Source organism: Paraburkholderia kururiensis (assembly GCF_034424375.1).
GTDB lineage: Bacteria > Pseudomonadota > Gammaproteobacteria > Burkholderiales > Burkholderiaceae > Paraburkholderia > Paraburkholderia kururiensis_A.
The window spans coordinates 3,745,181-3,766,996 of the sequence record NZ_CP139965.1; the positions used below are offsets into that span (position 1 = coordinate 3,745,181).

General features: G+C 64.7%; 21 protein-coding genes. 12 read left to right on the forward strand and 9 right to left on the reverse strand.

Going from position 1 to position 21,816, the window contains the following annotated elements; translation table 11 throughout:
- Positions 1 to 107: 107 nt before the first annotated feature.
- Complete coding sequence (locus U0042_RS16690) at positions 108 to 713, reverse strand: YqiA/YcfP family alpha/beta fold hydrolase (protein WP_114813212.1); 606 nt, start codon at positions 711 to 713, stop codon at positions 108 to 110.
- A complete protein-coding gene (mpl, locus tag U0042_RS16695) occupies positions 710 to 2,131 on the reverse strand; it encodes a UDP-N-acetylmuramate:L-alanyl-gamma-D-glutamyl-meso-diaminopimelate ligase (RefSeq protein WP_114813210.1) in 1,422 nt (473 codons plus the stop codon). The genes U0042_RS16690 and mpl overlap by 4 nt, the downstream gene beginning before the upstream one ends.
- 280 nt (positions 2,132 to 2,411) lie before the next feature.
- Between mpl and U0042_RS16700 the strand changes: the two genes are divergently transcribed.
- The 10 genes from U0042_RS16700 (at position 2,412) to U0042_RS16745 (ending at position 11,200) form a co-directional block, all read left to right on the forward strand.
- Positions 2,412 to 3,059, forward strand: coding sequence for a UDP-N-acetylmuramate--alanine ligase (locus U0042_RS16700; protein ID WP_114813208.1), 648 nt, complete (start codon positions 2,412 to 2,414; stop codon positions 3,057 to 3,059).
- A 46-nt stretch (positions 3,060 to 3,105) separates the two neighbouring features.
- Positions 3,106 to 3,651: a TlpA family protein disulfide reductase gene (locus U0042_RS16705; protein WP_114813206.1), complete on the forward strand. Its 546-nt coding sequence runs from the start codon at positions 3,106 to 3,108 to the stop codon at positions 3,649 to 3,651.
- 193 nt (positions 3,652 to 3,844) lie between these two features.
- Positions 3,845 to 4,300 carry a type II 3-dehydroquinate dehydratase gene (gene aroQ / locus U0042_RS16710; RefSeq protein ID WP_114813204.1) on the forward strand — a complete coding sequence of 152 codons (456 nt, stop codon included), beginning with the start codon at positions 3,845 to 3,847 and terminating at the stop codon, positions 4,298 to 4,300.
- A 79-nt stretch (positions 4,301 to 4,379) separates the two neighbouring features.
- Entirely contained in the window at positions 4,380 to 4,850 is a 471-nt protein-coding gene (accB, locus tag U0042_RS16715) for an acetyl-CoA carboxylase biotin carboxyl carrier protein (protein ID WP_114813202.1), read from the forward strand.
- 180 nt (positions 4,851 to 5,030) lie between these two features.
- Entirely contained in the window at positions 5,031 to 6,398 is a 1,368-nt protein-coding gene (accC, locus tag U0042_RS16720) for an acetyl-CoA carboxylase biotin carboxylase subunit (RefSeq protein WP_114813199.1), read from the forward strand.
- Between the two features lie 4 nt (positions 6,399 to 6,402).
- Complete coding sequence (gene prmA / locus U0042_RS16725) at positions 6,403 to 7,305, forward strand: 50S ribosomal protein L11 methyltransferase (RefSeq protein WP_114813197.1); 903 nt, start codon at positions 6,403 to 6,405, stop codon at positions 7,303 to 7,305.
- Positions 7,306 to 7,352: 47 nt separating this feature from the next.
- The gene (locus U0042_RS16730; protein WP_114813196.1) at positions 7,353 to 9,032 is read left to right on the forward strand and encodes a zinc-ribbon and DUF3426 domain-containing protein; all 1,680 of its coding nucleotides are present in this window, start codon (positions 7,353 to 7,355) and stop codon (positions 9,030 to 9,032) included.
- A 77-nt stretch (positions 9,033 to 9,109) separates the two neighbouring features.
- Positions 9,110 to 9,610, forward strand: coding sequence for a thiol peroxidase (gene tpx, locus U0042_RS16735; protein ID WP_114813194.1), 501 nt, complete (start codon positions 9,110 to 9,112; stop codon positions 9,608 to 9,610).
- Positions 9,611 to 9,739: 129 nt separating this feature from the next.
- Positions 9,740 to 10,678: a carbohydrate kinase family protein gene (locus tag U0042_RS16740; RefSeq protein WP_114813193.1), complete on the forward strand. Its 939-nt coding sequence runs from the start codon at positions 9,740 to 9,742 to the stop codon at positions 10,676 to 10,678.
- Positions 10,679 to 10,723: 45 nt separating this feature from the next.
- The gene (locus tag U0042_RS16745; RefSeq protein ID WP_114813191.1) at positions 10,724 to 11,200 is read left to right on the forward strand and encodes a glycine zipper 2TM domain-containing protein; all 477 of its coding nucleotides are present in this window, start codon (positions 10,724 to 10,726) and stop codon (positions 11,198 to 11,200) included.
- A gap of 243 nt (positions 11,201 to 11,443) precedes the next feature.
- On the opposite strand, the gene U0042_RS16750 is transcribed toward U0042_RS16745, so the two are convergent.
- The 7 genes from U0042_RS16750 to U0042_RS16780 form a co-directional block, all read right to left on the reverse strand.
- Positions 11,444 to 12,016 carry a histone H1-like DNA-binding protein gene (locus tag U0042_RS16750; RefSeq protein ID WP_114813189.1) on the reverse strand — a complete coding sequence of 191 codons (573 nt, stop codon included), beginning with the start codon at positions 12,014 to 12,016 and terminating at the stop codon, positions 11,444 to 11,446.
- Positions 12,017 to 12,045: 29 nt separating this feature from the next.
- Positions 12,046 to 12,363, reverse strand: a complete 318-nt coding sequence (locus U0042_RS16755; RefSeq protein ID WP_114813187.1) for a hypothetical protein — start codon at positions 12,361 to 12,363, stop codon at positions 12,046 to 12,048.
- A gap of 91 nt (positions 12,364 to 12,454) precedes the next feature.
- Complete coding sequence (locus U0042_RS16760; protein ID WP_114813397.1) at positions 12,455 to 13,690, reverse strand: ribonucleotide-diphosphate reductase subunit beta; 1,236 nt, start codon at positions 13,688 to 13,690, stop codon at positions 12,455 to 12,457.
- A 463-nt stretch (positions 13,691 to 14,153) separates the two neighbouring features.
- Complete coding sequence (locus tag U0042_RS16765; protein WP_114813185.1) at positions 14,154 to 17,174, reverse strand: ribonucleoside-diphosphate reductase subunit alpha; 3,021 nt, start codon at positions 17,172 to 17,174, stop codon at positions 14,154 to 14,156.
- A gap of 471 nt (positions 17,175 to 17,645) precedes the next feature.
- A complete protein-coding gene (gene ampD / locus U0042_RS16770) occupies positions 17,646 to 18,266 on the reverse strand; it encodes a 1,6-anhydro-N-acetylmuramyl-L-alanine amidase AmpD (protein ID WP_114813183.1) in 621 nt (206 codons plus the stop codon).
- Entirely contained in the window at positions 18,263 to 18,616 is a 354-nt protein-coding gene (locus tag U0042_RS16775; protein WP_114813181.1) for a PP0621 family protein, read from the reverse strand. Before U0042_RS16775 ends, ampD begins: the two co-directional genes overlap by 4 nt.
- Positions 18,617 to 18,621: 5 nt before the next feature.
- Positions 18,622 to 19,548, reverse strand: coding sequence for a cytochrome C assembly family protein (locus U0042_RS16780; RefSeq protein ID WP_114813179.1), 927 nt, complete (start codon positions 19,546 to 19,548; stop codon positions 18,622 to 18,624).
- An 81-nt stretch (positions 19,549 to 19,629) separates the two neighbouring features.
- Between U0042_RS16780 and ffh the strand changes: the two genes are divergently transcribed.
- On the forward strand, positions 19,630 to 20,997 hold the full coding sequence (gene ffh, locus U0042_RS16785) for a signal recognition particle protein (RefSeq protein ID WP_114813177.1): 1,368 nt from the start codon (positions 19,630 to 19,632) through the stop codon (positions 20,995 to 20,997).
- Positions 20,998 to 21,145: 148 nt separating this feature from the next.
- A complete protein-coding gene (locus U0042_RS16790; protein ID WP_114813175.1) occupies positions 21,146 to 21,697 on the forward strand; it encodes a hypoxanthine-guanine phosphoribosyltransferase in 552 nt (183 codons plus the stop codon).
- Positions 21,698 to 21,816 lie beyond the last annotated feature (119 nt).

A 21,816-nucleotide genomic window follows, 5' to 3' on the forward strand; every position in this document is an offset into this window, starting at 1 on the left:
CAGGCGCAAGACGCGTGTTCGTTCCGGATAAGGTGCGCGGTTCGTTGCGGCCAGACCGCCCACCCGTTTTCGTGTTGCTGGGGTCGCTTCGCTCGCGTTCGTGTCGCTCAGGCGACGGCGGGCGGGACCGCAGACGCCACATCGCAGAACGCGATGACGTCGTCCACGTAGCTCGCGAATTCGCTGATGGCGTGATCGCTGCCGTCAATCAGCTTCGTGCGCGCGCCCGGGTAGTGCGCGAGCATCTCGCGATAGTCGAGCACTTCGTCGCCCGTCGCGGCTAACAAATAATAGCGTTCGGGCCGCGTAACCGATGCGACGGCCAGCGTCCGCAATTCGTCGAGATGCCGGGGCTCCACGACGATGGAGCCGCCGCCGTGCCACAACGGCTGCTCGCCGAGATACTGGCTCAGGTCGCGCTGCGGCACGACCGCCGGATTCAGCAGCGCGGCCGGCCAGCCGTGCTTTTCGGCCAGATGCGTCGCAAAGTAGCCGCCCAGCGAGCTGCCCACCAGCGCCACGTGCGTGTCGCCGGTCGCGGCGCGCCGCTGCTCCACTTCGCGCTCCACCAGCGCAACCGCGTCGAGCGGCGAGACAGGCAGCATCGGACAGCACCATTCTTCAGCGCGCCCCCTCTCTTCGAGGCGCGCGGCAAGCAGCCGCGCCTTGAACGAGGCCGGCGACGAGCGAAAGCCGTGCAGGTAGACGATCACGCGCTGTCCCGTCCGCTCGCCGCGGCCGTGGCCGCCGGTCGCGCCGAAAGCGCGTCGAGCAGTTTCTGATGCACGCCGCCGAAGCCGCCGTTGCTCATCACGAGCACCTGGTCGCCGGGGCGCGCGGCTGCGGTGACGGCTTTCACGAGCGCGTCGAGGTTGTCGAATGCGCGGGCCTTCTCGCCAAGCGGCGCGAGTGCCTCCGCAAGATTCCAGCCCAGGGCATCGCGGCCCGACGGCGCGCCGTAGCCGAACACGAGGTCCGCGTCGGTGAGGCTGCCCGGCAACTGGGCCTTCATCACGCCGAGCTTCATGGTGTTCGAGCGCGGTTCGAGCACGGCCAGAATGCGCGTGTTCTCGCGGCCCACGCGCGTGCGCAGGCCGGCAATCGTGGTGTGGATGGCCGTGGGATGGTGTGCGAAGTCGTCGTAGATCGTTACGCCGTCCACGCTGCCGCGCACTTCCATGCGGCGCTTCACGTTGCGAAACGTCGCCAGCGACTTCGCCGCCTGGGCAGGCGGCACGCCGACGTGGCGCGCCGCCGCGATAGCCGCGAGCGCGTTCATGCGGTTGTGCTCGCCCTGCACCTGCCACTCCACGACACCCACGCGCTCGCCGCCGTGATACACGGCGAAGCGTTCGTCCACGGGCGCGCCGTCTTCGGCGGGCAGCGCCTGCCAGCCGCCTTCCACGCCGAAACGCTCCACTTCGCTCCAGCAGCCGCGCGCGAGCACGCGCTCGAGCGCATCTTCGCGGCCGTTCGTCACGATGCGGCCCACGCCGGGAATCGTGCGCACGAGGTGATGGAACTGGGTTTCGATGGCGGCGAGATCGGCGAAGATGTCGGCGTGATCGAACTCGAGGTTGTTCAGCACCGCGGTGCGGGGGCGGTAGTGGACGAACTTGGAGCGCTTGTCGAAGAACGCGGTGTCGTACTCGTCGGCTTCGATCACGAAGAAGCTCGAATCGGTGAGCCGCGCCGAGACGCCGAAGTTGAGCGGCACGCCGCCGATCAGAAAGCCCGGATTGAGGCCGGCGTCTTCGAGCAGCCAGGTGAGCATCGAGGTGGTCGTAGTCTTGCCGTGCGTGCCGGCCACGGCGAGCACCCACTTGCCCGCCAGCACATGTTCGCCGAGCCATTGCGGGCCGGAGACATATGGCAGGCCCCGGTCGAGAATGGCCTCCATCAGCGGGTTGCCGCGCGTGACCACGTTGCCGATCACGAACAGGTCCGGCTTCAGGTCGACCTGCGCGGCATCGTAACCCTCGATCAGGCGAATGCCCTGAGCCTCGAGCTGCGTGCTCATCGGCGGATACACGCCGGCGTCGCAGCCGGTCACCGTATGGCCCGCCGCCCGGGCGAGCACGGCGAGACCGCCCATGAACGTGCCGCAGATGCCGAGGATATGGATGTGCATAAGCCTGTTGCGCCGAGCGGGCGCCGTGTTCGATATGGAGTGGGAGGATGCGGGCGGCGTTCCGGGCTGACCTGCATGCGCGCCGGTTGCCGTAGAGGACCGCAAAGGCCGCTATTGTACCCGACGCATCCGGCGCGCCCGGGCGGTGGCGGGCCCTGGTTCGGCCTGAACGCCGGTCCTCCGCCTGGCGCTTTGGCGGCACTCGCGCCAGCCGTCGAACGGGCCGTGGGGCGGGGGGAGCGCCGGAAAGGCGTCATGTATTCTCTAGTATGATGGCCGGATGGTTCGCAAATCACATTTCGACCCACAGCGCGTTCGTGAGGAAATCGCGATCGCGGCTGCGCGGATGATCGCCGAGGACGGGCTCGACTACTCCACGGCCAAGCGCAAGGCGGCAAGGCAGGTGGTGGGCGAGACGCGCGTGGACGGCTCGTGGCTGCCGGATAACGACCAGATCGAGGAAGAAATCCGCGAGTACCAAGCTCTTTTCCATGGCGACAGCCAGCCGGCGGTACTGCGGCGCCTGCGCGAAATCGCGCTCGACTGGATGCAGCGGCTGGAACCCTTCAACCCGTATCTCACGGGCGCGGTGTTGAACGGCACGGCGGGCGAGCATTCGGACGTGCATCTGCAGATCTTCTGCGACAACCCGAAGGAAGTCGCCATCTATCTTCTGAACGCGAACATTCAATATGACGTGTCGGAAACGCGGCACTTCGCCCAGCGCGGCTACGTGGAGACGCTGAGCTTCCTGTGGAAGGCGGCACGCGACGCGGAACCGGTCGGCATTCATATTGCGCTCTACGACACCGATGACCTGCGCGGCGCCGTGCGCGCCGACGCCCGCGGACGCCTCGCGCGGGCCAACGCCCAGGCGGTGCAGACGCTTCTCGACGAAACGGACGCGCCCTCCCCGTCTACCAACTGATACGACTAAAACCACTGAGCCCAACCGGGCGAGCAACCGATCGACCATGAACACGAAGCGGATTCTGGCCGCTGCCGCCGTGGCAGCAATTGCAGCGGGCGGCGGCGTACTCGCCGGGCACTGGGTGCGCGGAGGCGATGTGTCCGAAGCCGGCGAAGCGCCTGTAGCCCAAAGCGCCGTCGCACAACTGTGGAGTGCGGCTGTCACGAATGCCGACGGCAAGCCGCAATCGCTCGCGCTGTACAAGGGCCGGCCCATGGTGGTGAACTTCTGGGCGTCGTGGTGCGGACCGTGCGTCGAGGAAATGCCCACGCTCGCGAAACTGCACGACGAGTACTCGAAGAAAGGTATCCAGTTTGTCGGGCTCGGCGTGGATTCCGGGAAGAACGTGAAAACGTTCCTCCAGAAGGTACCCGTCGATTACCCGATCTACGTGACCGGCTTCGGCGGCGCGGATCTCGCCCGCGCATTCGGCAACAACGCCGGCGGCTTGCCGTTCACGGTCGTAATTGACGCGAAAGGCAACGTTCGTGCGACAAAACTGGGCGAAATTCGGGCAGACGAACTCAAACGCACGCTCGACGCCCTTTGATCGCATCCGCGGGTTTCTGCCGAAAAACGCCGAAAGGGCTTGAATTGCCCGCGATTTAACGAAAATTGAAGGAAGTTGAGCCGTACGGCGCTCCCTGGAAGCGGTGATCCGGCGCATGTTTTTCGCGCAAAACTAGACAAGTTTCTCTAATCGGCGCTAAAGTTCGCGCAATTCCACGGAAACTGAAGCGACCATGACCCGACTGCTGGTTCTGCACGGCCCGAACCTCAACCTTCTCGGCACCCGGGAACCCGAGGTCTATGGGCGCGTCACGCTACCGCAGATCGATCAGGCGCTCGCCGATCGCGCGGCCGACGCAGGCGTCGAACTGGCTACGTTCCAGAGCAATCACGAGGGCGCGCTGGTGGATCGCATCCACGCGGCCCGCACCGAAAAAACGGACTTCATCGTCATCAACCCGGCGGCCTACACGCATACGAGCGTGGCGATCCGCGACGCACTGGCCGGCGTAGGTATCCCGTTCGTCGAGATTCATCTCTCGAACGTGCACCGGCGCGAATCCTTCCGGCATCACTCGTATTTCTCCGACCAGGCGGAAGGCGTGATCTGCGGTTTCGGCTGGAAGGGCTATCTGTACGCACTCGAATTCGCGCTCGACCGGCTCGCGGCCGCGCCGAAGCAAGCCTGAATCCGAATAACACCCAACCCGTGCCGGCACGCATCCACCATCGGTCGCCGGCGCTCTACGCATTGAAAGGGGCAGCCCAATGGATCTACGTAAACTGAAGACTCTGATCGACCTCGTTTCCGAATCGGGCATCTCGGAACTCGAAGTCACCGAGGGTGAAGGCAAGGTGCGCATCGTCAAGAATGCGCCGCCGGTTTACGTGCAGCAGTCCGCTGCGCCCTACCCCGCGCAAGTGGCGGCGCCCGCACCCGCCGCGGGCCACGCGGTCGAAGCGCCCGGCGGCGCTCCCGCAGCTCCGGCAGCCGCCGCGCCGCAAGGCCACGTCGTGACCTCGCCGATGGTGGGCACGTTCTACCGTTCGCCGTCGCCGGGCGCCGACCCGTTCGTGCAGGTGGGCGACACGGTGAAGGAAGGCCAGACGCTGTGCATCATCGAAGCGATGAAGCTGCTCAACGAGATCGAATCGGACGCAGCCGGCGTCATCAAGGAAATCCTCGTCGAGAACGGTCAGGCCGTGGAATACGGCCAGCCGCTCTACGTGATCGCGTAAGCGAGCAAGCCGCGCGCCGGCGCTGCGCACCGCTTTGCGCAGCGCGCCCGTTCCTGCTGCGCGCGCCCAGTACTCCGAGGCAGCCGCCCTTCGCTATTTCGTGTCTCTCGCGCATTCCGTACGTCTTGTGCGTTTTGCGCGATGCCGCGGCGGCGCCCACTGATGAGCCGAATACCCGCCATGTTTGAAAAAATCCTCATTGCCAATCGCGGCGAAATCGCGCTTCGCATCCAGCGCGCGTGCCGCGAACTGGGCGTCAAGACGGTCGTCGTCTATTCGGAAGCCGACAAGGAAGCCAAGTACGTGAAGCTCGCCGACGAGGCGGTCTGTATTGGACCGGCGCCGTCGAATCTGAGCTACCTGAATATGCCGGCGCTGATCAGCGCGGCCGAAGTCACGGACGCCGAAGCGATCCACCCTGGCTACGGCTTCCTCTCGGAAAACGCCGACTTCGCCGAGCGCGTGGAGCAGTCGGGCTTCGTGTTCATCGGCCCGCGCCCGGAAACCATCCGCATGATGGGCGACAAGGTCACGGCCAAGCAGACCATGCTCAAGACCGGCGTGCCGTGCGTGCCGGGCTCGGAAGGCGCGTTGCCCGAAGATCCGAAGGAAATCGTGAAGATTGCCCGCGCCGTGGGCTACCCCGTGATCATCAAGGCAGCGGGCGGCGGCGGCGGACGCGGCATGCGCGTGGTCCACACGGAAGCGGCGCTCGTCAACGCGGTCAACATGACGCGCGAAGAAGCGGGCCGCGCCTTCGGCAACCCGCAGGTCTATATGGAGAAGTACCTCGAGAACCCGCGCCACATCGAAATCCAGGTGCTCGCGGACTCGTTCAAGAACGCAATCTGGCTGGGCGAGCGCGACTGCTCGATGCAGCGCCGCCACCAGAAAGTGATCGAGGAAGCGCCGGCGCCGGGCATCGCGCGACGGCTGATCGACCGCATCGGCGACCGCTGCGCGGACGCCTGCAAGAAGATGGGCTACCTGGGCGCGGGCACCTTCGAGTTCCTGTACGAAAACGGCGAGTTCTACTTCATCGAGATGAACACGCGCGTGCAGGTGGAGCACCCGGTGACCGAACTCATCACGGGCGTGGACATCGTGCAGGAGCAGATCCGCATTGCCGCGGGCGAAAAGCTCGCGCTGCGCCAGCGCGACGTGCAGTTCCGCGGCCACGCCATCGAATGCCGGATCAACGCCGAAGACCCGTTCAAGTTCACGCCGTCGCCGGGCCGGCTGACGTCGTGGCACATGCCGGGCGGGCCCGGCATCCGCGTCGACTCGCACGCCTACAACGGCTACTTCGTGCCGCCCAACTACGATTCGATGATCGGCAAGCTGATCGCCTACGGCAGTACGCGCGAGCAGGCTATTCGCCGCATGCGCATCGCCCTCTCCGAAATGGTAGTGGAAGGCATCCAGACCAACATCCCGCTGCACCGCGAGTTGATGCTGGACGCGAAGTTTGTCGAAGGCGGCACGAGCATCCATTACCTGGAAAACCGCCTCGCCGCGAGGCAGCAGGCCGCACCGGAAGAAGCGTAACCTCATGAGCTACCGGGAACTGATCGTCGAGCTGGACCGGCACCGTGCCGAAGCACTTTCGGACGCGCTGATCGAGCTTGGCGCGCTCTCGGTATCGGTGGAAGACGCCGATGCCGACACGCCCGACGAGCAGCCGCTCTTCGGCGAGCCGGGCCTCACGCCCGAGCGCACGGCATGGCAGCACTCGCGCGTAATCGCGCTGATCGCGCCGGAACACGACCCCGCCGTGCTGCTCGCCGCCGCGGCCAACGAGCTGGGGCTGGATGCGACTCCGCCCTTTTCGTTGCGCGAGGTCGAAGAGCAGGACTGGGTGCGGCTCACGCAATCGCAGTTCGACCCCATCCATATCGGCAAGCGCATCTGGGTCGTGCCGTCGTGGCACGACGCCCCGGACCCGGGCGCACTCGTGCTCGAACTCGATCCGGGCCTCGCGTTCGGCACAGGCAGTCACCCGACCACGCGGCTGTGCATGGAATGGATCGAAGAAACGGTGCAGCCCGGGCAGTCGCTGCTCGACTACGGTTGCGGCTCGGGCATTCTCGCAATTCTCGCGAAGAAGTGCGGCGCGAACCCGGTGGTGGGCATCGACATCGACCCGCAGGCCGTGGAATCGGCGCGGCACAACAGTGAGCGCAACCATGCAGAGGTCACGTACGGTCTGCCCGATGCCTGTCCGTCGGGCACGCTCGACATCGTCGTGGCCAACATCCTGTCGAATCCGCTCAAGCTGATGGCGTCGATGTTGTCGTCGAAGGTGAAGCCGGGCGGACGTATCGCGCTTTCCGGCATACTCGCGCGCCAGGCCGAGGAAGTGGCACGCGTCTACGAGCGGTGGATCGACATCGCCGTGTGGCGCGAGCACGAGGGCTGGGTGTGCCTTGCCGGAACGCGACGCGAAAGCCATTAGAATAGGCCGTATTTCCCACTTCACCGCCTAGCCGGTCAGCGGCCACCATGTTCCTCGTAACGCGCTGCCCCTTCTGTGAAGCCGTCTTCCGTGTCCAGCCCACGCAGCTCGCGCCGCGTCGCGGCCTCGTGCGATGCGGACATTGCCGGGAAGTGTTCGACGCGTCGAGCAGCCTTTTCGAGTTGCCGGCGGGCAGCGACTTCTCGGCGGCCGTGCCGGTGCCTCCCGACGTGGCATCGGCGCTGGCGTCCCAAGGCGGTGCCGGACATCCGGGGACGGTTCAGGAGCAGGCGGTAACGGCGGAGGAACAGTCGCAGGAGACTGTATCTGAGGGCGTTGCGACGGTCGCGGCAGAAGAGCCGGCTGCAGAAACGCCTTCGATGGAAGCGCCTTCGGGCGAAGTGCCGGCCGTTGACGAAATCCGCGGTGACGAAGAAAGTCCGGCGGAAATGGCGCCTGGCGGATCGGCGGTTTCTGCTGAATCGCCACCTGCTGAGCCACCGGCTGTTGAATCCTCTTCCGTAGAGGAAGCGTCCGCAGTATCGCCCTCCGAAGGTTCCACCGACGAAGCGGCCACCGCTTCACCCGTACACGACCCGCACACTCCCCCGTTCGCCAGTCCGCCGAATTTTCGCTCACGCGCCTGGGATCCCTGGTCGCCGCCGCACGACGCAAATGAAGACGTCGGACCGCGTTTTCATGCCGGCAATCTGCCGCTGGGCCATCCGGTAGCGGCTGCCGTTCCGCCGGCCACGCTCGTCGGCACGACGCCCGCTGAGGTCACGCCAGCCGATGCACCCGCGGAAGAAGACGCCGAAGCAGCAGCCCATCCGCTCCAATCGTCCCAACCGGCAGAGCCGCCCGAGACCGAGCCCGCCTGGCAACCATCCGGCGACGTGAAGCACGACGCGGCAGAGCCAACGCTCGCCCCCGAGCCCGAAGAGCCCTCGCATCATGAACCGGTCTTTGCCGGGGCGGGCTCGGCCGAATCGGGCTGGGCACATGAACCCGACGAACCGCGCGAGCCGCATCTCGGCGAGGCCGAGCGCGCGGCCGATGGTATGGCGACGCGCACCGCGTGGAATGCCGATGCGGCCGCGGTTGCCGCCGGTCCGGCAGCAAGTGCAGCGGCCGCGATGGCGGCGGGCGCGCGTGCCCCGTCGCCGGAACCCTTCGTCGCCGTGCCACCCGACGACGGCGAACGCCACTTCGCAGTCACACGCGAAAGGCGTGCGGCCGAACCAGGCCGCGTCGGTCTGCGCATCGCCGGCGGATTGCTCGCCGTCGTGCTCTTCGTATTGCTCCTCGCGCAACTCGCCTGGTGGCAGCGCGAAACGGTGATGGTTTACTGGCCCGCGTCGCAGCCGCTCTTCGCGCAGGCCTGCGCGCAGTTGGGCTGCACCGTGGCGCCGCCGCGCGACATCGACGGACTGCAGGTCGAGCCGCCCGATCTGCGCCAGGTGGACGGTCCACATCGGCTCGAACTGAAGATGCCGCTGCGCAACCGCTTCAACGTGGCGCTCGCGTATCCCGCCATCGAGCTCACGCTGCTCGACAGCCAGAACAACGTCGCCATCCGCCGCGTGCTCTGGCCGCAAGACTACGTGCGTCCCGGCACGCCGATCAGCGCCGGTCTACCCGCGCACACGACGCAGATGATGATCGTGCGACTCGACATCGGCAACGCGGTCGCCTCGAACTTCCGCATCCAGATTTTTTATCCGTAACGGCATGACCGTTACGTCTCCAGCGTCGGCTCGATCCGGCGCATTCACACACCACTACTGATCCTTCGGAGCACAACATGAGTCAAGTCACGCTGGGCGGCAACCCGATCGAAGTCGCCGGAACGTTCCCCTCCGTGGGCCAGGCGGCGCCCGCATTCTCGCTGGTCGGCAAGGACCTCAAGCCGGTGTCGCTCGCCGATTTCGCAGGCAAGCGCAAGGTGCTGAACATCGTGCCGAGCCTCGACACGCCGGTATGCGCGACGTCCACGCGCAAGTTCAACGAGGCCGCAGGCAAGCTGCCGAACACGGTGGTGGTGGTCGTGTCGGGCGACCTGCCGTTTGCCGCTTCGCGCTTCTGCACGACTGAGGGCGTCGACAACGTAGTCACGGCATCCACGTTCCGGGGTCATGACTTCGCGCAAGCGTACGGTGTAGACGTGACGAGCGGCCCGCTCGCCGGCCTGACGGCGCGCGCCGTGGTGGTGGTCGACGAAAACGACAAGGTGGTCCACGCCGAACTCGTGAGCGAGATCAAGAACGAGCCGAACTACGACGCGGCACTCGCTGCGCTCAAGTAAAAACAGACGCTCGCACCCGCTGTTGCTGCGCCGCGCGCCGATGCGAGGCGCGGCAACGCCGGAGTCCCGCGCCCATGACCTTCACGCCATTCTCAGGCACTCGCACGCTCAATTAGGGGAATTCACGCCTTGGCTACGCTGATCTGCGGCTCGCTCGCCTACGACAACATCATGACCTTCGAGGGCCGGTTCAGGGAACACATCCTGCCGGAACAGGTACACATCCTCAACGTGAGCTTCCTCGTGCCCACCATGCGTCGCGAGTTCGGCGGCTGCGCGGGCAACATCGCCTACTCGCTGCATCTGCTCGGCGGCGACGCGCGCATCATGGCGACGCTCGGCGGCGTGGACGCCCAGCCGTATATCGACCGGCTCGACCAGTTGGGTCTCTCGAAGGCGCACGTGAAGGTGCTGCCCGACACGTGGTCCGCGCAGGCAATGATCACGACGGACCTCGAGAACAACCAGATCACGGCGTTCCATCCCGGCGCAATGATGCAGTCGCATCTCAACCGCGCCGATCATGCGGACGGCATCACGCTCGGCATCGTCGCGCCGGACGGCTTCGACGGCATGGTCCAGCACGCCGAACAGTTCGCCGCGGCAGGCGTGCCGTTCATCTTCGATCCGGGTCAGGGCCTGCCGCTCTTCGACGGCGAGTCGCTGCGGCATGCCATTGAACTTGCCACTTACGTTGCTGTCAACGACTACGAAGCAAGCCTTGTAAGCCATCGCACAGGTTGGTCGATCGAAGAAATTGCCGGCCGCGTCGAAGCGCTCATCGTGACGCGCGGCGAACAAGGTTCGCGGATCTATCATAAGGAAGGCGTAGAAGAGATTCCCGCCGTCACGGCACAGCGCGTGCTCGACCCCACGGGTTGCGGCGACGCGTTTCGAGGCGGTCTCCTCTACGGTATCGAGAACCGGCTCGGCTGGGCAACCACCGGGCGCCTCGCGAGCCTCATGGGTGCGCTCAAGATCGAGCACCAGGGCCCGCAGAACTACGCGCCCACCCGCGCGCAGATTGGCGAACGGTTCAGGCAGGCGTTCGGTTACGACCTGCCGTGAACGAATGAGGGCTCCGCCTGGGGCTCAGTATCTGGAGTAGAGAAGATGAAAACAATGAGTCGCGTCATTGCAGCAGTACTGATCGTGGGGTCGCTCGCCATGACGGGGTGCGCGTACAACAGCAGCTCTGCCGACGTCTACACGGCGTCGCAGGCGCAGCGCGAAGAGACGGTCCGCATGGGGACCGTGGAAAGCGTACGGGCCGTGAAGATCAGCTCGAACAACGGGCAGCCCAGCGGCCTCGGTGCCGTGGGCGGCGGCGCACTCGGCGCCGTAGCCGGTAGCGCTATAGGCGGAGGACGCGGCTCGATCCTCACTGGCATCGTAGGCGGCATCGCAGGCGCGGTGGCCGGCAACGCAGTCGAAAACGGTGTGGCGATGCGCGATGGTGTGGAAATCACCGTGCGGCTCGACAATGGCGATATGCGTGCCATCACGCAGTCGGCCACGGGCGAGATCTTCCGTGCCGGCGAGCGCGTCCGTCTGCTGTCGAGCGGCGGTGTCACGCGCGTGACGCACTAGCCGCGCGAGCGGCGGTAAGGCCATTTGCCCTGTACGGCGTCGGCGCGCCGCGCCGTCGACTAATCCTTTTTGATTGACCCTCGAACGCATGCACTTCGGTGCATGCGTTTTTTTGTGCGCCGGAAACGCAGGCGCGAGGCAAAAAAAATCCCGCCGCCGGGTTACCGGTGGCGGGATTGGATTGAGTAGCCTTACTCAATCGTGAGACACACACGCGGTGTGTCGCGGCACTGCATCGACTGCTTACGGACGGCTGCCCGTCGGGAACGGCCATGCTGCGGCCGGGTTCAGGGCCGTCTTCACCGTGGCCGCAGGGGCGGTCGATTGCGCAGGCGCAGCGGGGGCGGCAGGAGCCGCCTTCTTCGCAGGCGCAGCCTTCTTGGCAGGGGCAGCCTTCTTCGCAGGCGCAGCCTTCTTGGCCGCAGCCTTCTTCGCAGGCGCCTTCTTGGCAGCCTTCTTCGCAGCGACCTTCTTCGTCGCTACTTTCTTGGCTGCTGCCTTCTTCGCCGGTGCGGCCTTCTTCGCGGCAACCTTCTTCACCGCGACTTTCTTGGCTGCCGCCTTCTTCGCCGGTGCAGCCTTCTTCGCTGCAACCTTCTTCGCCGGCGCCTTCTTGGCTGCAACCTTCTTCGCTGCTGCCTTCTTGGCCGGTGCAGCCTTCTTCGCTGCAACCTTCTTCACGGCGACTTTCTTCGCAGCGACCTTCTTCACCGCGACTTTCTTCGCTGCTGCCTTCTTGGCCGGAGCGGCCTTCTTCGCTGCAACCTTCTTCACTGCTGCTTTCTTGGCAGCGGGCTTCTTCTTGGCAGTTGCCATTTTTTTCTCCTTCAGGTTCAGATGAGAGGTCAGTTCAAACTACACCCTTCGTCAAAACCCGCTTCCCGCGGACGCTTGTCAGGGCGATCGCTACGAAGCGGGCTATTCATCGGCGTACGCAGATTCCGCGCGCTTACGCTAATGAATACGGTAAGGCGCGCCGTGCCAACGGGTACCGCGCGCCAAGTCCATCCGGCATCGGATACCGACGCCGGCCAGCGTTTGATGAAGCCGCCGGCACTCAGGCCAACGGCTTTTTCCGGGGGGAAGTTTGCCCATCCCACTGAAGGGTTCGCAAAGTGCCTGTCATGTTTTTGGGCCGCTAAGGCACCGGGCACGCTTTGCATCAGGCGTTCCTGCTCCTAATCACCACGGCCGGCAACGGCGCTTGCGCGCTGCCGGCGCTCCCCATCGATCTTCTCTGCGATGCGCTCAGGGTCATTCCCAGGAAAGCGCCCCGCCAGTCTGATATTCAATGACACGCGTCTCGAAGAAGTTGCGCTCCTTCTTCAGGTCGATCATCTCGCTCATCCACGGGAACGGGTTTTCCTCGTTCGGGAACAGCGCATCGAGACCGATTTGCTGGCAACGACGGTTGCAGATGAAGCGCAGGTAGCTCTTGAACATCGACGCATTGAGACCGAGCACGCCGCGCGGCATCGTGTCCTCTGCATACCGGTATTCGAGATCGACGGCCTGCTTGAAGATTTCGCGGATCTCCGCACGGAACTCGGCGGTCCACAGGTGCGGGTTTTCGAGCTTGATCTGGTTGATGAGGTCGATACCGAAGTTACAGTGCATCGACTCGTCACGCAGGATGTACTGATACTGCTCCGCTGCGCCGGTCATCTTGTTCTGGCGGCCGAGCGCCAGAATTTGCGTAAACCCGACGTAGAAGAACAGACCTTCCATCACGCAGGCGAACACGATCAGCGACTTGAGCAGAGCCTGGTCTGCTTCGAGCGTGCCGGTCTTGAAGGCCGGATCGGTCAGCGTGTGGATGAACGGAATCAGGAATTCGTCTTTCGCGCGGATCGACGAAACCTCGTGATACGCGTTGAAGATCTCGCCTTCGTCGAGGCCCAGCGATTCGACGATGTACTGGTAGGCGTGCGTATGGATCGCCTCTTCGAACGCCTGGCGCAGCAGGAACTGGCGGCATTCGGGCGCCGTGATGTGGCGGTACGTGCCGAGCACGATATTGTTCGCGGCGAGCGAGTCGGCCGTGGTGAAGAAGCCGAGGTTGCGCTTGATGATGCGGCGCTCGTCGTCGGAAAGGCCGTTCGGGTCTTTCCACAGCGCGATGTCGCGGGACATGTTGATTTCCTGCGGCATCCAGTGGTTCGCGCAACCCGAGAGGTACTTCTCCCACGCCCACTTGTACTTGAACGGCACGAGCTGATTGACGTCAGTCTTGCCGTTGATGATGCGCTTGTCGGCCACGTTCACGCGCGCTTCCGGCGACACTGCCGGCGCAGCGGCCGCAGTGTTCTGCGCCGCGTACGGAGCGACGGCAAAGTCGCCCGCGAAAACGTCTTGAGCCGAAGGAGCCGGAGAGACGGCACGCGCTACTGCCTGCGTACCGACAGCCATACCCGCTGCGTTGCGCAACACGCTCGGTTGCGAAGCGCTCGACGGAGTTACGGCAGCAATCTCGTCATCCCAGTTGAGCATATATGTCACCATCAATTTAGATCGGTTTGTACCATCTTTTCGTGAGCGATAAAAGGGTTCGCTCACGAAAATTCCTGTTTTCGATTCGCGTTGAGACCTGCATACAACACTTTCTCATCGCATCGCGTGCATCGCTTCATGCAGATAGAGCGAGCGATGCCTTGTCCAAGGTCTTCGCTTCATCTCGAGCATGTCCGCAAGAAGAGATTGAGACTTGCTCGACGTGCTGGCTACGACGTTGTGAAGAGGTCTGTTGCGAGGTTCGTCGCAAGGTTCGTCGTGAACGCGGCGAACCTGGTTGAAGCGATGAGTCTGCGGCGGATGCTTCGACCTGCATCGCCTCACAGTTGCGTGCTTGCTGTTGAGGCCCGCAATGTTCGTGCGCCGCCTGATCACACGGTGGGCAGCGCGCGAAACCGTCGCCGCCCACCTTGTTCACTTCACCGCACGAGCGCCGTCACGCTTATTGGCAGGCCTCGCACTCTTCGAAGCCAGGATCGCCCGGACGCATCATGCACACGGGACCATCGGCCTGCGGCGCGTCCTCTGCCGCCGCCTGGACCGGAGCCGATGCAGCGGCAGCCGAAGCCACGATGCCGCCCGACGACGCACCACCCGTCACGCCGAACGAGCTGCCTCCCACTGCGCCGCCCATACCACCCGCGCCGCCGTCACCGCCCGAAGGCACGGCGTTCAGTGCACCGTGAGCAACCGTCGACTTCTCGACGTGCGTCGCCGCCATCGTGCGCAGGTAGTAGGTGGTCTTGAGGCCACGCACCCAGGCGAGCTTGTAAACCTCGTCGAGCTTCTTGCCCGACGCGCCGCCCATATAGATATTGAGCGACTGCGCCTGGTCGATCCACTTCTGACGGCGCGACGCCGCCTCGACCAGCCACTTCGGGTCCACCTCGAACGCCGTAGCGTAGATGGCACGCAGGTCGGCCGGGATGCGGTCGATGCGCGAGAGCGAGCCGTCGAAGTACTTCAGATCGGCGACCATCACCTCGTCCCACAGGCCGCGTGCCTTGAGATCGCGCACCAGGTAGTCGTTGACCACCGTGAATTCGCCCGAGAGGTTCGACTTCACGTACAGATTCTGGAACGTCGGCTCGATGCACGCCGACACGCCGATGATGTTCGAAATGGTCGCCGTGGGCGCGATCGCCACGCAGTTCGAGTTGCGCATGCCGTGCGTTGCAATGCGGGAACGCAGCGTCGCCCAGTCCATCGTTTCGCTGGTGTCGACTTCGACGTAGCCGCCGCGCGCCTCGGCGAGCAACTTCAGCGTGTCTTGCGGGAGGATGCCGCGGTCCCACAGCGAGCCGCGGTAGCTCGAGTAGCGGCCGCGCTCTTCGGCAAGTTCGGTAGAGGCGTAGTACGCGTAGTAGCACACCGCTTCCATCGACCGGTCGGCGAACTCCACAGCCTCCTGCGACGCGTACGGGGTGCGCAGCAGGTGCAGGCAGTCCTGGAAGCCCATGATGCCCATGCCTACCGGACGGTGCTTCAGGTTCGAGTTACGCGCCTTGGCGACCGCGTAGTAATTGATGTCGATGACGTTGTCGAGCATGCGCATCGCCACGCTGATGGTGCGCTTCAGCTTGTCGTGGTCGAGCGCGTACGAGCCGTCGGCCTGCTTTGCGAGGTGCGCGACCAGGTTCACCGAGCCCAGATTGCAGACGGCGATTTCGGTGTCGCTCGTGTTCAGCGTGATCTCGGTGCACAGGTTCGACGAGTGGACCACGCCGACGTGTTGCTGCGGGCTGCGGATGTTGCAGGGGTCCTTGAACGTGATCCACGGGTGGCCGGTCTCGAACAGCATGCCCAGCATCTTGCGCCACAGCTGCGCCGCGGGGACCTTCTTGAACAGCTTGAGCTCGCCGCGGGCGACCTTCTCTTCGTAAGCCGTGTAAGCCGTTTCGAACTCGGCGCCGTACTTGTCGTGCAGGTCGGGGCAGGTGGACGGCGAAAAGAGCGTCCAGTCGCCGCCTTCCATCACGCGCTTCATGAACAGGTCGGGAATCCAGTTCGCCGTGTTCATGTCGTGGGTGCGGCGGCGGTCGTCGCCGGTGTTCTTGCGCAGCTCGAGGAATTCTTCGATGTCGAGGTGCCACGATTCCAGGTACGCGCAAACCGCGCCCTTGCGCTTGCCGCCCTGGTTCACGGCCACGGCGGTGTCGTTCACCACCTTCAGGAACGGCACGACGCCCTGCGACTTGCCGTTGGTGCCCTTGATGTGCGAGCCGAGCGCGCGCACGCGCGTCCAGTCGTTACCCAGGCCGCCGGCAAACTTCGAGAGCAGCGCGTTTTCCTTGAGCGCTTCATAGATGCCGTCGAGGTCGTCGTCCACCGTCGTCAGGTAGCACGACGAGAGTTGCGAGCGACGGGTGCCCGAGTTAAACAGCGTGGGCGTCGAGCTCATGAAGTCGAAGGTCGACAGCACGTTGTAGAACTCGATGGCGCGCGCTTCGCGATCGATCTCGTTGAGCGCAAGGCCCATCGCGACACGCATGAAGAATGCCTGCGGCATTTCGATGCGCGTGCCGTCCACGTGCAGGAAGTAGCGATCGTAGAGCGTCTGCAGGCCAAGGTAGCCGAACTGCAGGTCGCGGCTCGAATCGAGCGCGGCACCAAGGCGCTTCAGGTCGAACTGCAGCAGCTTGTCGTCGAGCAGTTCCGCCTGGACGCCGCGCTTGATGAACTGCGGGAAGTATTCGGCGTAGCGTTCGCCCATCTCGGCCTGAACGACTTCCTCTCCGAGGATTTCGCGACGGATGGTATGCAGCAGGATGCGAGCCGTGACCTGGCTGTAGGCCGGGTCCTTCTCGATCATCGTGCGTGCGGCAAGGATGGCCGAGTCGTAGACCTGGCTCATCGGCACGCCGTCGTACAGGTTCTTGACCGTCTCCGTCACGATCGGCTCGGCGCTCACCGCGTCGCCCAGGCCTTCGCAGGCCGACACGATCAGCGCGCGCAGCGCGTTCAGGTCCAGCGGACGCGTGACGCCGTTGTCCGTGACGGTCAGACCGGGCGCGCTCGGTGCAGCGCCGGCGTCCTGCGCGTGGCCGCGCTCCTGATTGCGCTTTTCGCGATACAGCACGTAGGCGCGCGCGACGTTGTGCTCGCCGCCGCGCATCAGCGCCAGTTCGACCTGGTCCTGGATGTCTTCGATATGGAACGTGCCGCCGTTCGGCCGGCTACGCAGGAGCGCGCGCACGACCGCCTGGGTGAGCTGGTCGACGAGTTCGCGCACGCGCGCCGATGCGGCACCCTGCCCGCCATTGACGGCCAGAAACGCCTTGGTCACGGCGATTGCGATCTTCGACGGCTCGAACGACACCACGCTGCCGTTGCGGCGAATCACCTTGTAGTCAGCGAAGGTGGCCTGCGGGGCGAGCGACTGCCCGCCATTCTGCTCACCACTCAACGGACGGCCGGCGGGTGCGTCCTCATACCGGGTCGTGACGTTATCGGTCGTTTGCATGTGCAAAGCTCCTGGTCCTGGAGAATATGCGGAGAGTGTCCGCGGATTAACAAGAACGCCGCGCCGCCACGTGCGCGAGCGAGGAGAAGGAGAGGAAGGTCCAGCAAGGCCGGGCGGCCGGATGCGACAAAGCAGATGGGACAACGGTCTTCATCATGTATGTCGCGATCACTGGCTGTGTCCTTCTTCTCGATTGATGCCGGTGCCGCCGAAGCGCTATTGCCAGCGGCACCGCACAAAGTTTCGTACGCCTGGAATGCGTGCGGCGCCGTGCTCAGGCGAGCGGGGCGCCGCATTCAACACAAGATGTAGTGTTAATTTCAAAACTTGGCACTAAGTATAGTGGACTTTAGACGGACCTCAAATTCTTTTATTTCGCTTCGAAAGCTTGACTTTTTGGAGTCCAAGGCCGCATCGGGGCAGACCGCAAAGCAAGGCTCCATGCGGGTTAGCGACATGAAGCGACAGGACTTAAGACGTGTGGCGCGAACGCGCTTCAGGGTGAAGGTAGGGGAAATACCGATCTGCGAGCCCGGTCTCGCGCTGCAGGCGAAACCAGTCGAAGTGCGGCCCCGGATCGGTCTTGCGGCCGGGGGCGATGTCCGAGTGACCGGCAACCGCCGCAATCGGATAGTGGGCGGCGAGCGCCCTCACGAGCGCTACCAGTGTGACGTATTGCGCGGGCTCGAAGGGGGTCGTGTCGGCGCCTTCGAGCTCGATGCCGATCGAAAAATCATTGCACCGCTCGCGCCCGAAGAAATTCGACAAGCCTGCGTGCCATGCACGTTCGTCGCAGGAGACGTATTGCTCGAGCGTGCCGTCGCGATGAACCAGGAAATGCGCTGACACCCGCACGCCACGCAGATGCGTGTCGTAGTAAGGGTGAGCGTCGCAATCCAGACGGTTGAGGAAGAGGTCGGAGATCGCCGTGCCGCCGAACGTGCCGGGGGGCAAGCTGATGTTGTGCACGACGATCAGCGTCGGCACGGCGCCCTCGGGACGCGCCTCGAAATTCGGCGACGCGAGACGACGCGCGGCCGTGACCCAGCCTTGTGCATCGACGACGAAACTCTCGGGAAGCGTCGCGCTCATCGCGCGCTGGTGTCGCCGCCGGTACGGCCGCTGCCCGGCTGCGCAGTCGCAGCCGATGTGCGGGCGACATGGCGTCGGGCGTGCTCCTCGCAGCAAAACGGCTGGCCGGCCGCGACTACCGACTCGCTGTTTGGGACGTGCACGCCGCATTCCGTGCAGCGGACCATCGGTTCGGCGAGCCGCGTACCGGTTGAGCCCGCGCGCCGGCTCGCCGTGTCCGACTGTTGGCCGGCGGCGTTGCCGCCACCTGCGCCGGCACGGTCGGCAGGACGCGCGTCGACACGACGCAGCGCCTTGGCGAGCCATTGGCCCACAACGAACAGCAGGATCAGCAGAAAAATCTGTCTCATCGAATTCAGACCACAGGGCGGTGCAGCAGCACCTCAAAAACGAAACGGCTGCCCACATACGCAAGCAGCAGCGCAGCGAACGACGCGAGCACCCAGCGCAGCGCAGCGCGTCCGCGCCAGCCCGAGAGCTTGCGTGCCGTGAGGAGCGCGCCGAACATCAGCCACGACAGGATCGCGAAGACGGTCTTGTGATCGAGCGTGAGCGCGCGGTCGACCAGTTGCTCGCTGAACACGATGCCGGACGCGAGCGTAAGGGTGAGCAGCACGAAGCCCGCGCCAATCAACCGGAACAGCAGTTTCTCAAGCGTGAGCAGCGGCGGCAGGGTCTCCAGCCAGTTCGAGAGCCAGCCCTTGCGCGCCGCGCCTCGCTGCAGACCGCCGCGCAGCGCGTGCAGCCGGCGCTCCACCGCGAGCATGAGCACCGCATGCAGCGCAGCGATGGCGAACAAACCGTAGGCAACGTTGGCAATGACGAAGTGCAGCTTGAACATCGGCGCGGCCGCGTAGGTCAGCACATGGACGCCGCCGAACACGAGCGGCAGCACCGACGCGACCGCCGCGAGCGGCAATACGAGCAGCCTGAGGCCGTCGAGCGGGAAGAAAAAACTCTCTATCCAGTAGATGCCGGCGCCGAGCCAGAACATGGCCGAAAGCGCGTACGCGAAACCGAACACCATCGCGTTGGCAGGGAAGATGGTGGTATGGAGCAGCACGCCATGTACGATCAGCGCGAGCGACAGCACGCCTCGCGCTACCGGGCTCATGCCCGATGCCGGCTGCACAGGCGCACTCGCTCCGCCCGGCATCGCGGGCACCGTAGCCGCGACCCCGCCCGCGAGCGGCTGCACCGCGATGTGGCGACGCGCGCGAAAGTCGGCAGCACACAGGCCGCCGTACAGAAGCACGGTGAGGGCATACAGTACAATATCCATAGTTACAGTTTACTATAGGCCCTTCTCTCGCGACGGCTCCCGCTTTGCGAGACACCCGGGCCGCACTGTCCACCATCCCCCATGCTCGACACTCTCACCCAACGGATGGCGCGCGTCGTCAAGACGCTGCGCGGCGAAGCCCGGCTCACCGAGGCGAATACCCAGGAGATGCTGCGCGAAGTGCGTCTCGCGCTGCTCGAGGCCGACGTCGCGCTGCCCGTGGTGCGCGACTTCATCTCCAAGGTCAAGGAAAAGGCGCTGGGCGAGGAAGTGCTTGCCAGCCTCTCGCCGGGCCAGGCGCTCGTCGGCGTCGTGCAGCGCGAGCTGACGGCGGTGATCGGCGGCGACTACGAAGGCAAGGCCGCCGAACTCAATCTCGCTGTCGCGCCGCCCGCGATCATCCTCATGGCCGGCCTGCAGGGTGCGGGCAAGACGACCACCGTCGGCAAACTCGCGAAGCTGCTGCGCGAGAAATACAAGAAGAAGGTGCTCACCGTTTCGTGCGACGTCTATCGGCCGGCCGCTATTGCCCAGTTGAAGACCGTCACCGAACAGGTGGGCGCTGAGTTCTTCCCGTCGCAGCCGGACCAGAAGCCCGTCGACATCGCACGCGCCGCGGTGGACTGGGCGAAGCGCCACTATCACGACGTGCTGATCGTCGACACGGCCGGCCGGCTCGGTATCGACGAAGCGATGATGCAGGAGATTACCGCCCTGCACGGCGCGCTGAATCCGGCGGAAACGCTGTTCGTGGTTGACGCGATGCTCGGCCAGGACGCCGTCAACACCGCGAAGGCGTTCAACGACGCACTGCCGCTCACCGGCGTCGTGCTGACCAAGCTCGACGGCGACTCGCGCGGCGGTGCCGCGCTCTCCGTGCGACACGTCACCGGCAAGCCGATCAAGTTCGTCGGCGTGGCCGAGAAGCTGGACGGCCTCGAGATCTTCTATCCGGACCGCATGGCGAACCGGATTCTCGGCATGGGCGACATTCTCGCCCTCGTCGAAGAAGCCCAGCGCGGCGTCGACGTCCAGCAAGCGCAAAAGCTGGCCGACAAGGTCAAGAAAGGCGGAGACTTCGACCTCAACGACTTCCGCGCCCAGTTGTCGCAGATGAAGAAGATGGGCGGCCTCTCGTCGCTGATGGACAAGCTGCCGGCGCAGTTCCAGCAGGCCGCTTCGGGCGCCGACATGGGGCAAGCCGAAAAGCAGATGCGCCGCATGGAAGGCATCATCAATTCGATGACGCCGGCCGAGCGCGCGAAGCCCGAACTCATCAAGGCGACGCGCAAACGCCGGATCGCGGCCGGCGCGGGCGTGCAGGTGCAGGAGGTGAACCGCATGCTCAACCAGTACGAGCAGATGCGCACCATGATGAAGAAGCTCAAGGGCGGCAACCTGCAGAAGCTGATGCGCGGCATGAAGGGCATGATGCCCGGCATGCGCTGAAACAAACGTGCGCGGCTGGCCGGCCCTGCGCCGGCCAGCCGTTTTTTTGAGCGGCGAACGTGCCGAACGGCGCACGGGTTTATGCTATAGCGCACGCCGCCGTTCTCGCCCACACTCATACAGACAGGGACAACGCCCGCTACACGTCATGAATCGCGAAGAAGCTCTCCACATTTTCCGCCACTCCGAAGAGATCGTCTCCGCAGACGAAGTCGACGCGTCGATCAGCCGGATGGCCAGCGCGATCCGAGCCGAAATGAGCAACGAGTTCCCGCTCGTACTTTCGGTGATGGGCGGTGCGGCGGTGTTCACCGGCATGCTGCTGCCCCACCTCGATTTCCCGCTCGAATTCGACTACATCCACCTCACCCGCTACCGGAATACGACGAAGGGAAGCGCGGAGATGCAGTGGCGTGTGGCGCCAGCGGAATCGGTGAAGGATCGCGTGGTGCTCGTGCTGGACGACATCCTCGACGAAGGCGAGACCATGGCGGCCATTCGCGACCGCATTCTCGACATGGGCGCGAAGCGCTTTCTGTCGGCGGTGCTGTGCGAAAAAATCATCAAGAAGGCGAAGCCGCTGCGCCCCGACTTTTGCGGATTCGAGGTGCCGGACCGCTACGTGTTCGGCTGCGGCATGGACGCGAAGGGTTACTGGCGCAATCTGCCGACCATCCGGGCGCTCACCGAAGACGCGTAACGCTGTTGGCGCGGTTGCGGCAAGAATGCGTCAAGCCGCGCCGCCCGCTTGAGCCTGCGTGCCGCCGCTCGCCTGAGCGGCACCAGACGCAAACGCAAAAAACCAACTGCGGGAACCCA

Excerpts from the sequence above, each read along its gene's own strand:
- U0042_RS16750 (WP_114813189.1), bottom strand. The coding sequence starts at position 12,016 with ATGGCAACTGCCAAGAAGAAGCCCGCTGCCAAGAAAGCAGCAGTGAAG.
- aroQ (WP_114813204.1), top strand. The coding sequence starts at position 3,845 with ATGACCCGACTGCTGGTTCTGCACGGCCCGAACCTCAACCTTCTCGGC.
- U0042_RS16730 (WP_114813196.1), top strand. The coding sequence starts at position 7,353 with ATGTTCCTCGTAACGCGCTGCCCCTTCTGTGAAGCCGTCTTCCGTGTC.
- tpx (WP_114813194.1), top strand. The coding sequence starts at position 9,110 with ATGAGTCAAGTCACGCTGGGCGGCAACCCGATCGAAGTCGCCGGAACG.
- ffh (WP_114813177.1), top strand. The coding sequence starts at position 19,630 with ATGCTCGACACTCTCACCCAACGGATGGCGCGCGTCGTCAAGACGCTG.
- U0042_RS16780 (WP_114813179.1), bottom strand. The coding sequence starts at position 19,548 with ATGGATATTGTACTGTATGCCCTCACCGTGCTTCTGTACGGCGGCCTG.
- accC (WP_114813199.1), top strand. The coding sequence starts at position 5,031 with ATGTTTGAAAAAATCCTCATTGCCAATCGCGGCGAAATCGCGCTTCGC.
- U0042_RS16775 (WP_114813181.1), bottom strand. The coding sequence starts at position 18,616 with ATGAGACAGATTTTTCTGCTGATCCTGCTGTTCGTTGTGGGCCAATGG.
- U0042_RS16760 (WP_114813397.1), bottom strand. The coding sequence starts at position 13,690 with ATGCTCAACTGGGATGACGAGATTGCTGCCGTAACTCCGTCGAGCGCT.
- ampD (WP_114813183.1), bottom strand. The coding sequence starts at position 18,266 with ATGAGCGCGACGCTTCCCGAGAGTTTCGTCGTCGATGCACAAGGCTGG.
- U0042_RS16755 (WP_114813187.1), bottom strand. The coding sequence starts at position 12,363 with ATGCAAAGCGTGCCCGGTGCCTTAGCGGCCCAAAAACATGACAGGCAC.
- U0042_RS16790 (WP_114813175.1), top strand. The coding sequence starts at position 21,146 with ATGAATCGCGAAGAAGCTCTCCACATTTTCCGCCACTCCGAAGAGATC.
- U0042_RS16745 (WP_114813191.1), top strand. The coding sequence starts at position 10,724 with ATGAAAACAATGAGTCGCGTCATTGCAGCAGTACTGATCGTGGGGTCG.
- U0042_RS16765 (WP_114813185.1), bottom strand. The coding sequence starts at position 17,174 with ATGCAAACGACCGATAACGTCACGACCCGGTATGAGGACGCACCCGCC.
- accB (WP_114813202.1), top strand. The coding sequence starts at position 4,380 with ATGGATCTACGTAAACTGAAGACTCTGATCGACCTCGTTTCCGAATCG.
- mpl (WP_114813210.1), bottom strand. The coding sequence starts at position 2,131 with ATGCACATCCATATCCTCGGCATCTGCGGCACGTTCATGGGCGGTCTC.
- U0042_RS16705 (WP_114813206.1), top strand. The coding sequence starts at position 3,106 with ATGAACACGAAGCGGATTCTGGCCGCTGCCGCCGTGGCAGCAATTGCA.
- U0042_RS16700 (WP_114813208.1), top strand. The coding sequence starts at position 2,412 with ATGGTTCGCAAATCACATTTCGACCCACAGCGCGTTCGTGAGGAAATC.
- prmA (WP_114813197.1), top strand. The coding sequence starts at position 6,403 with ATGAGCTACCGGGAACTGATCGTCGAGCTGGACCGGCACCGTGCCGAA.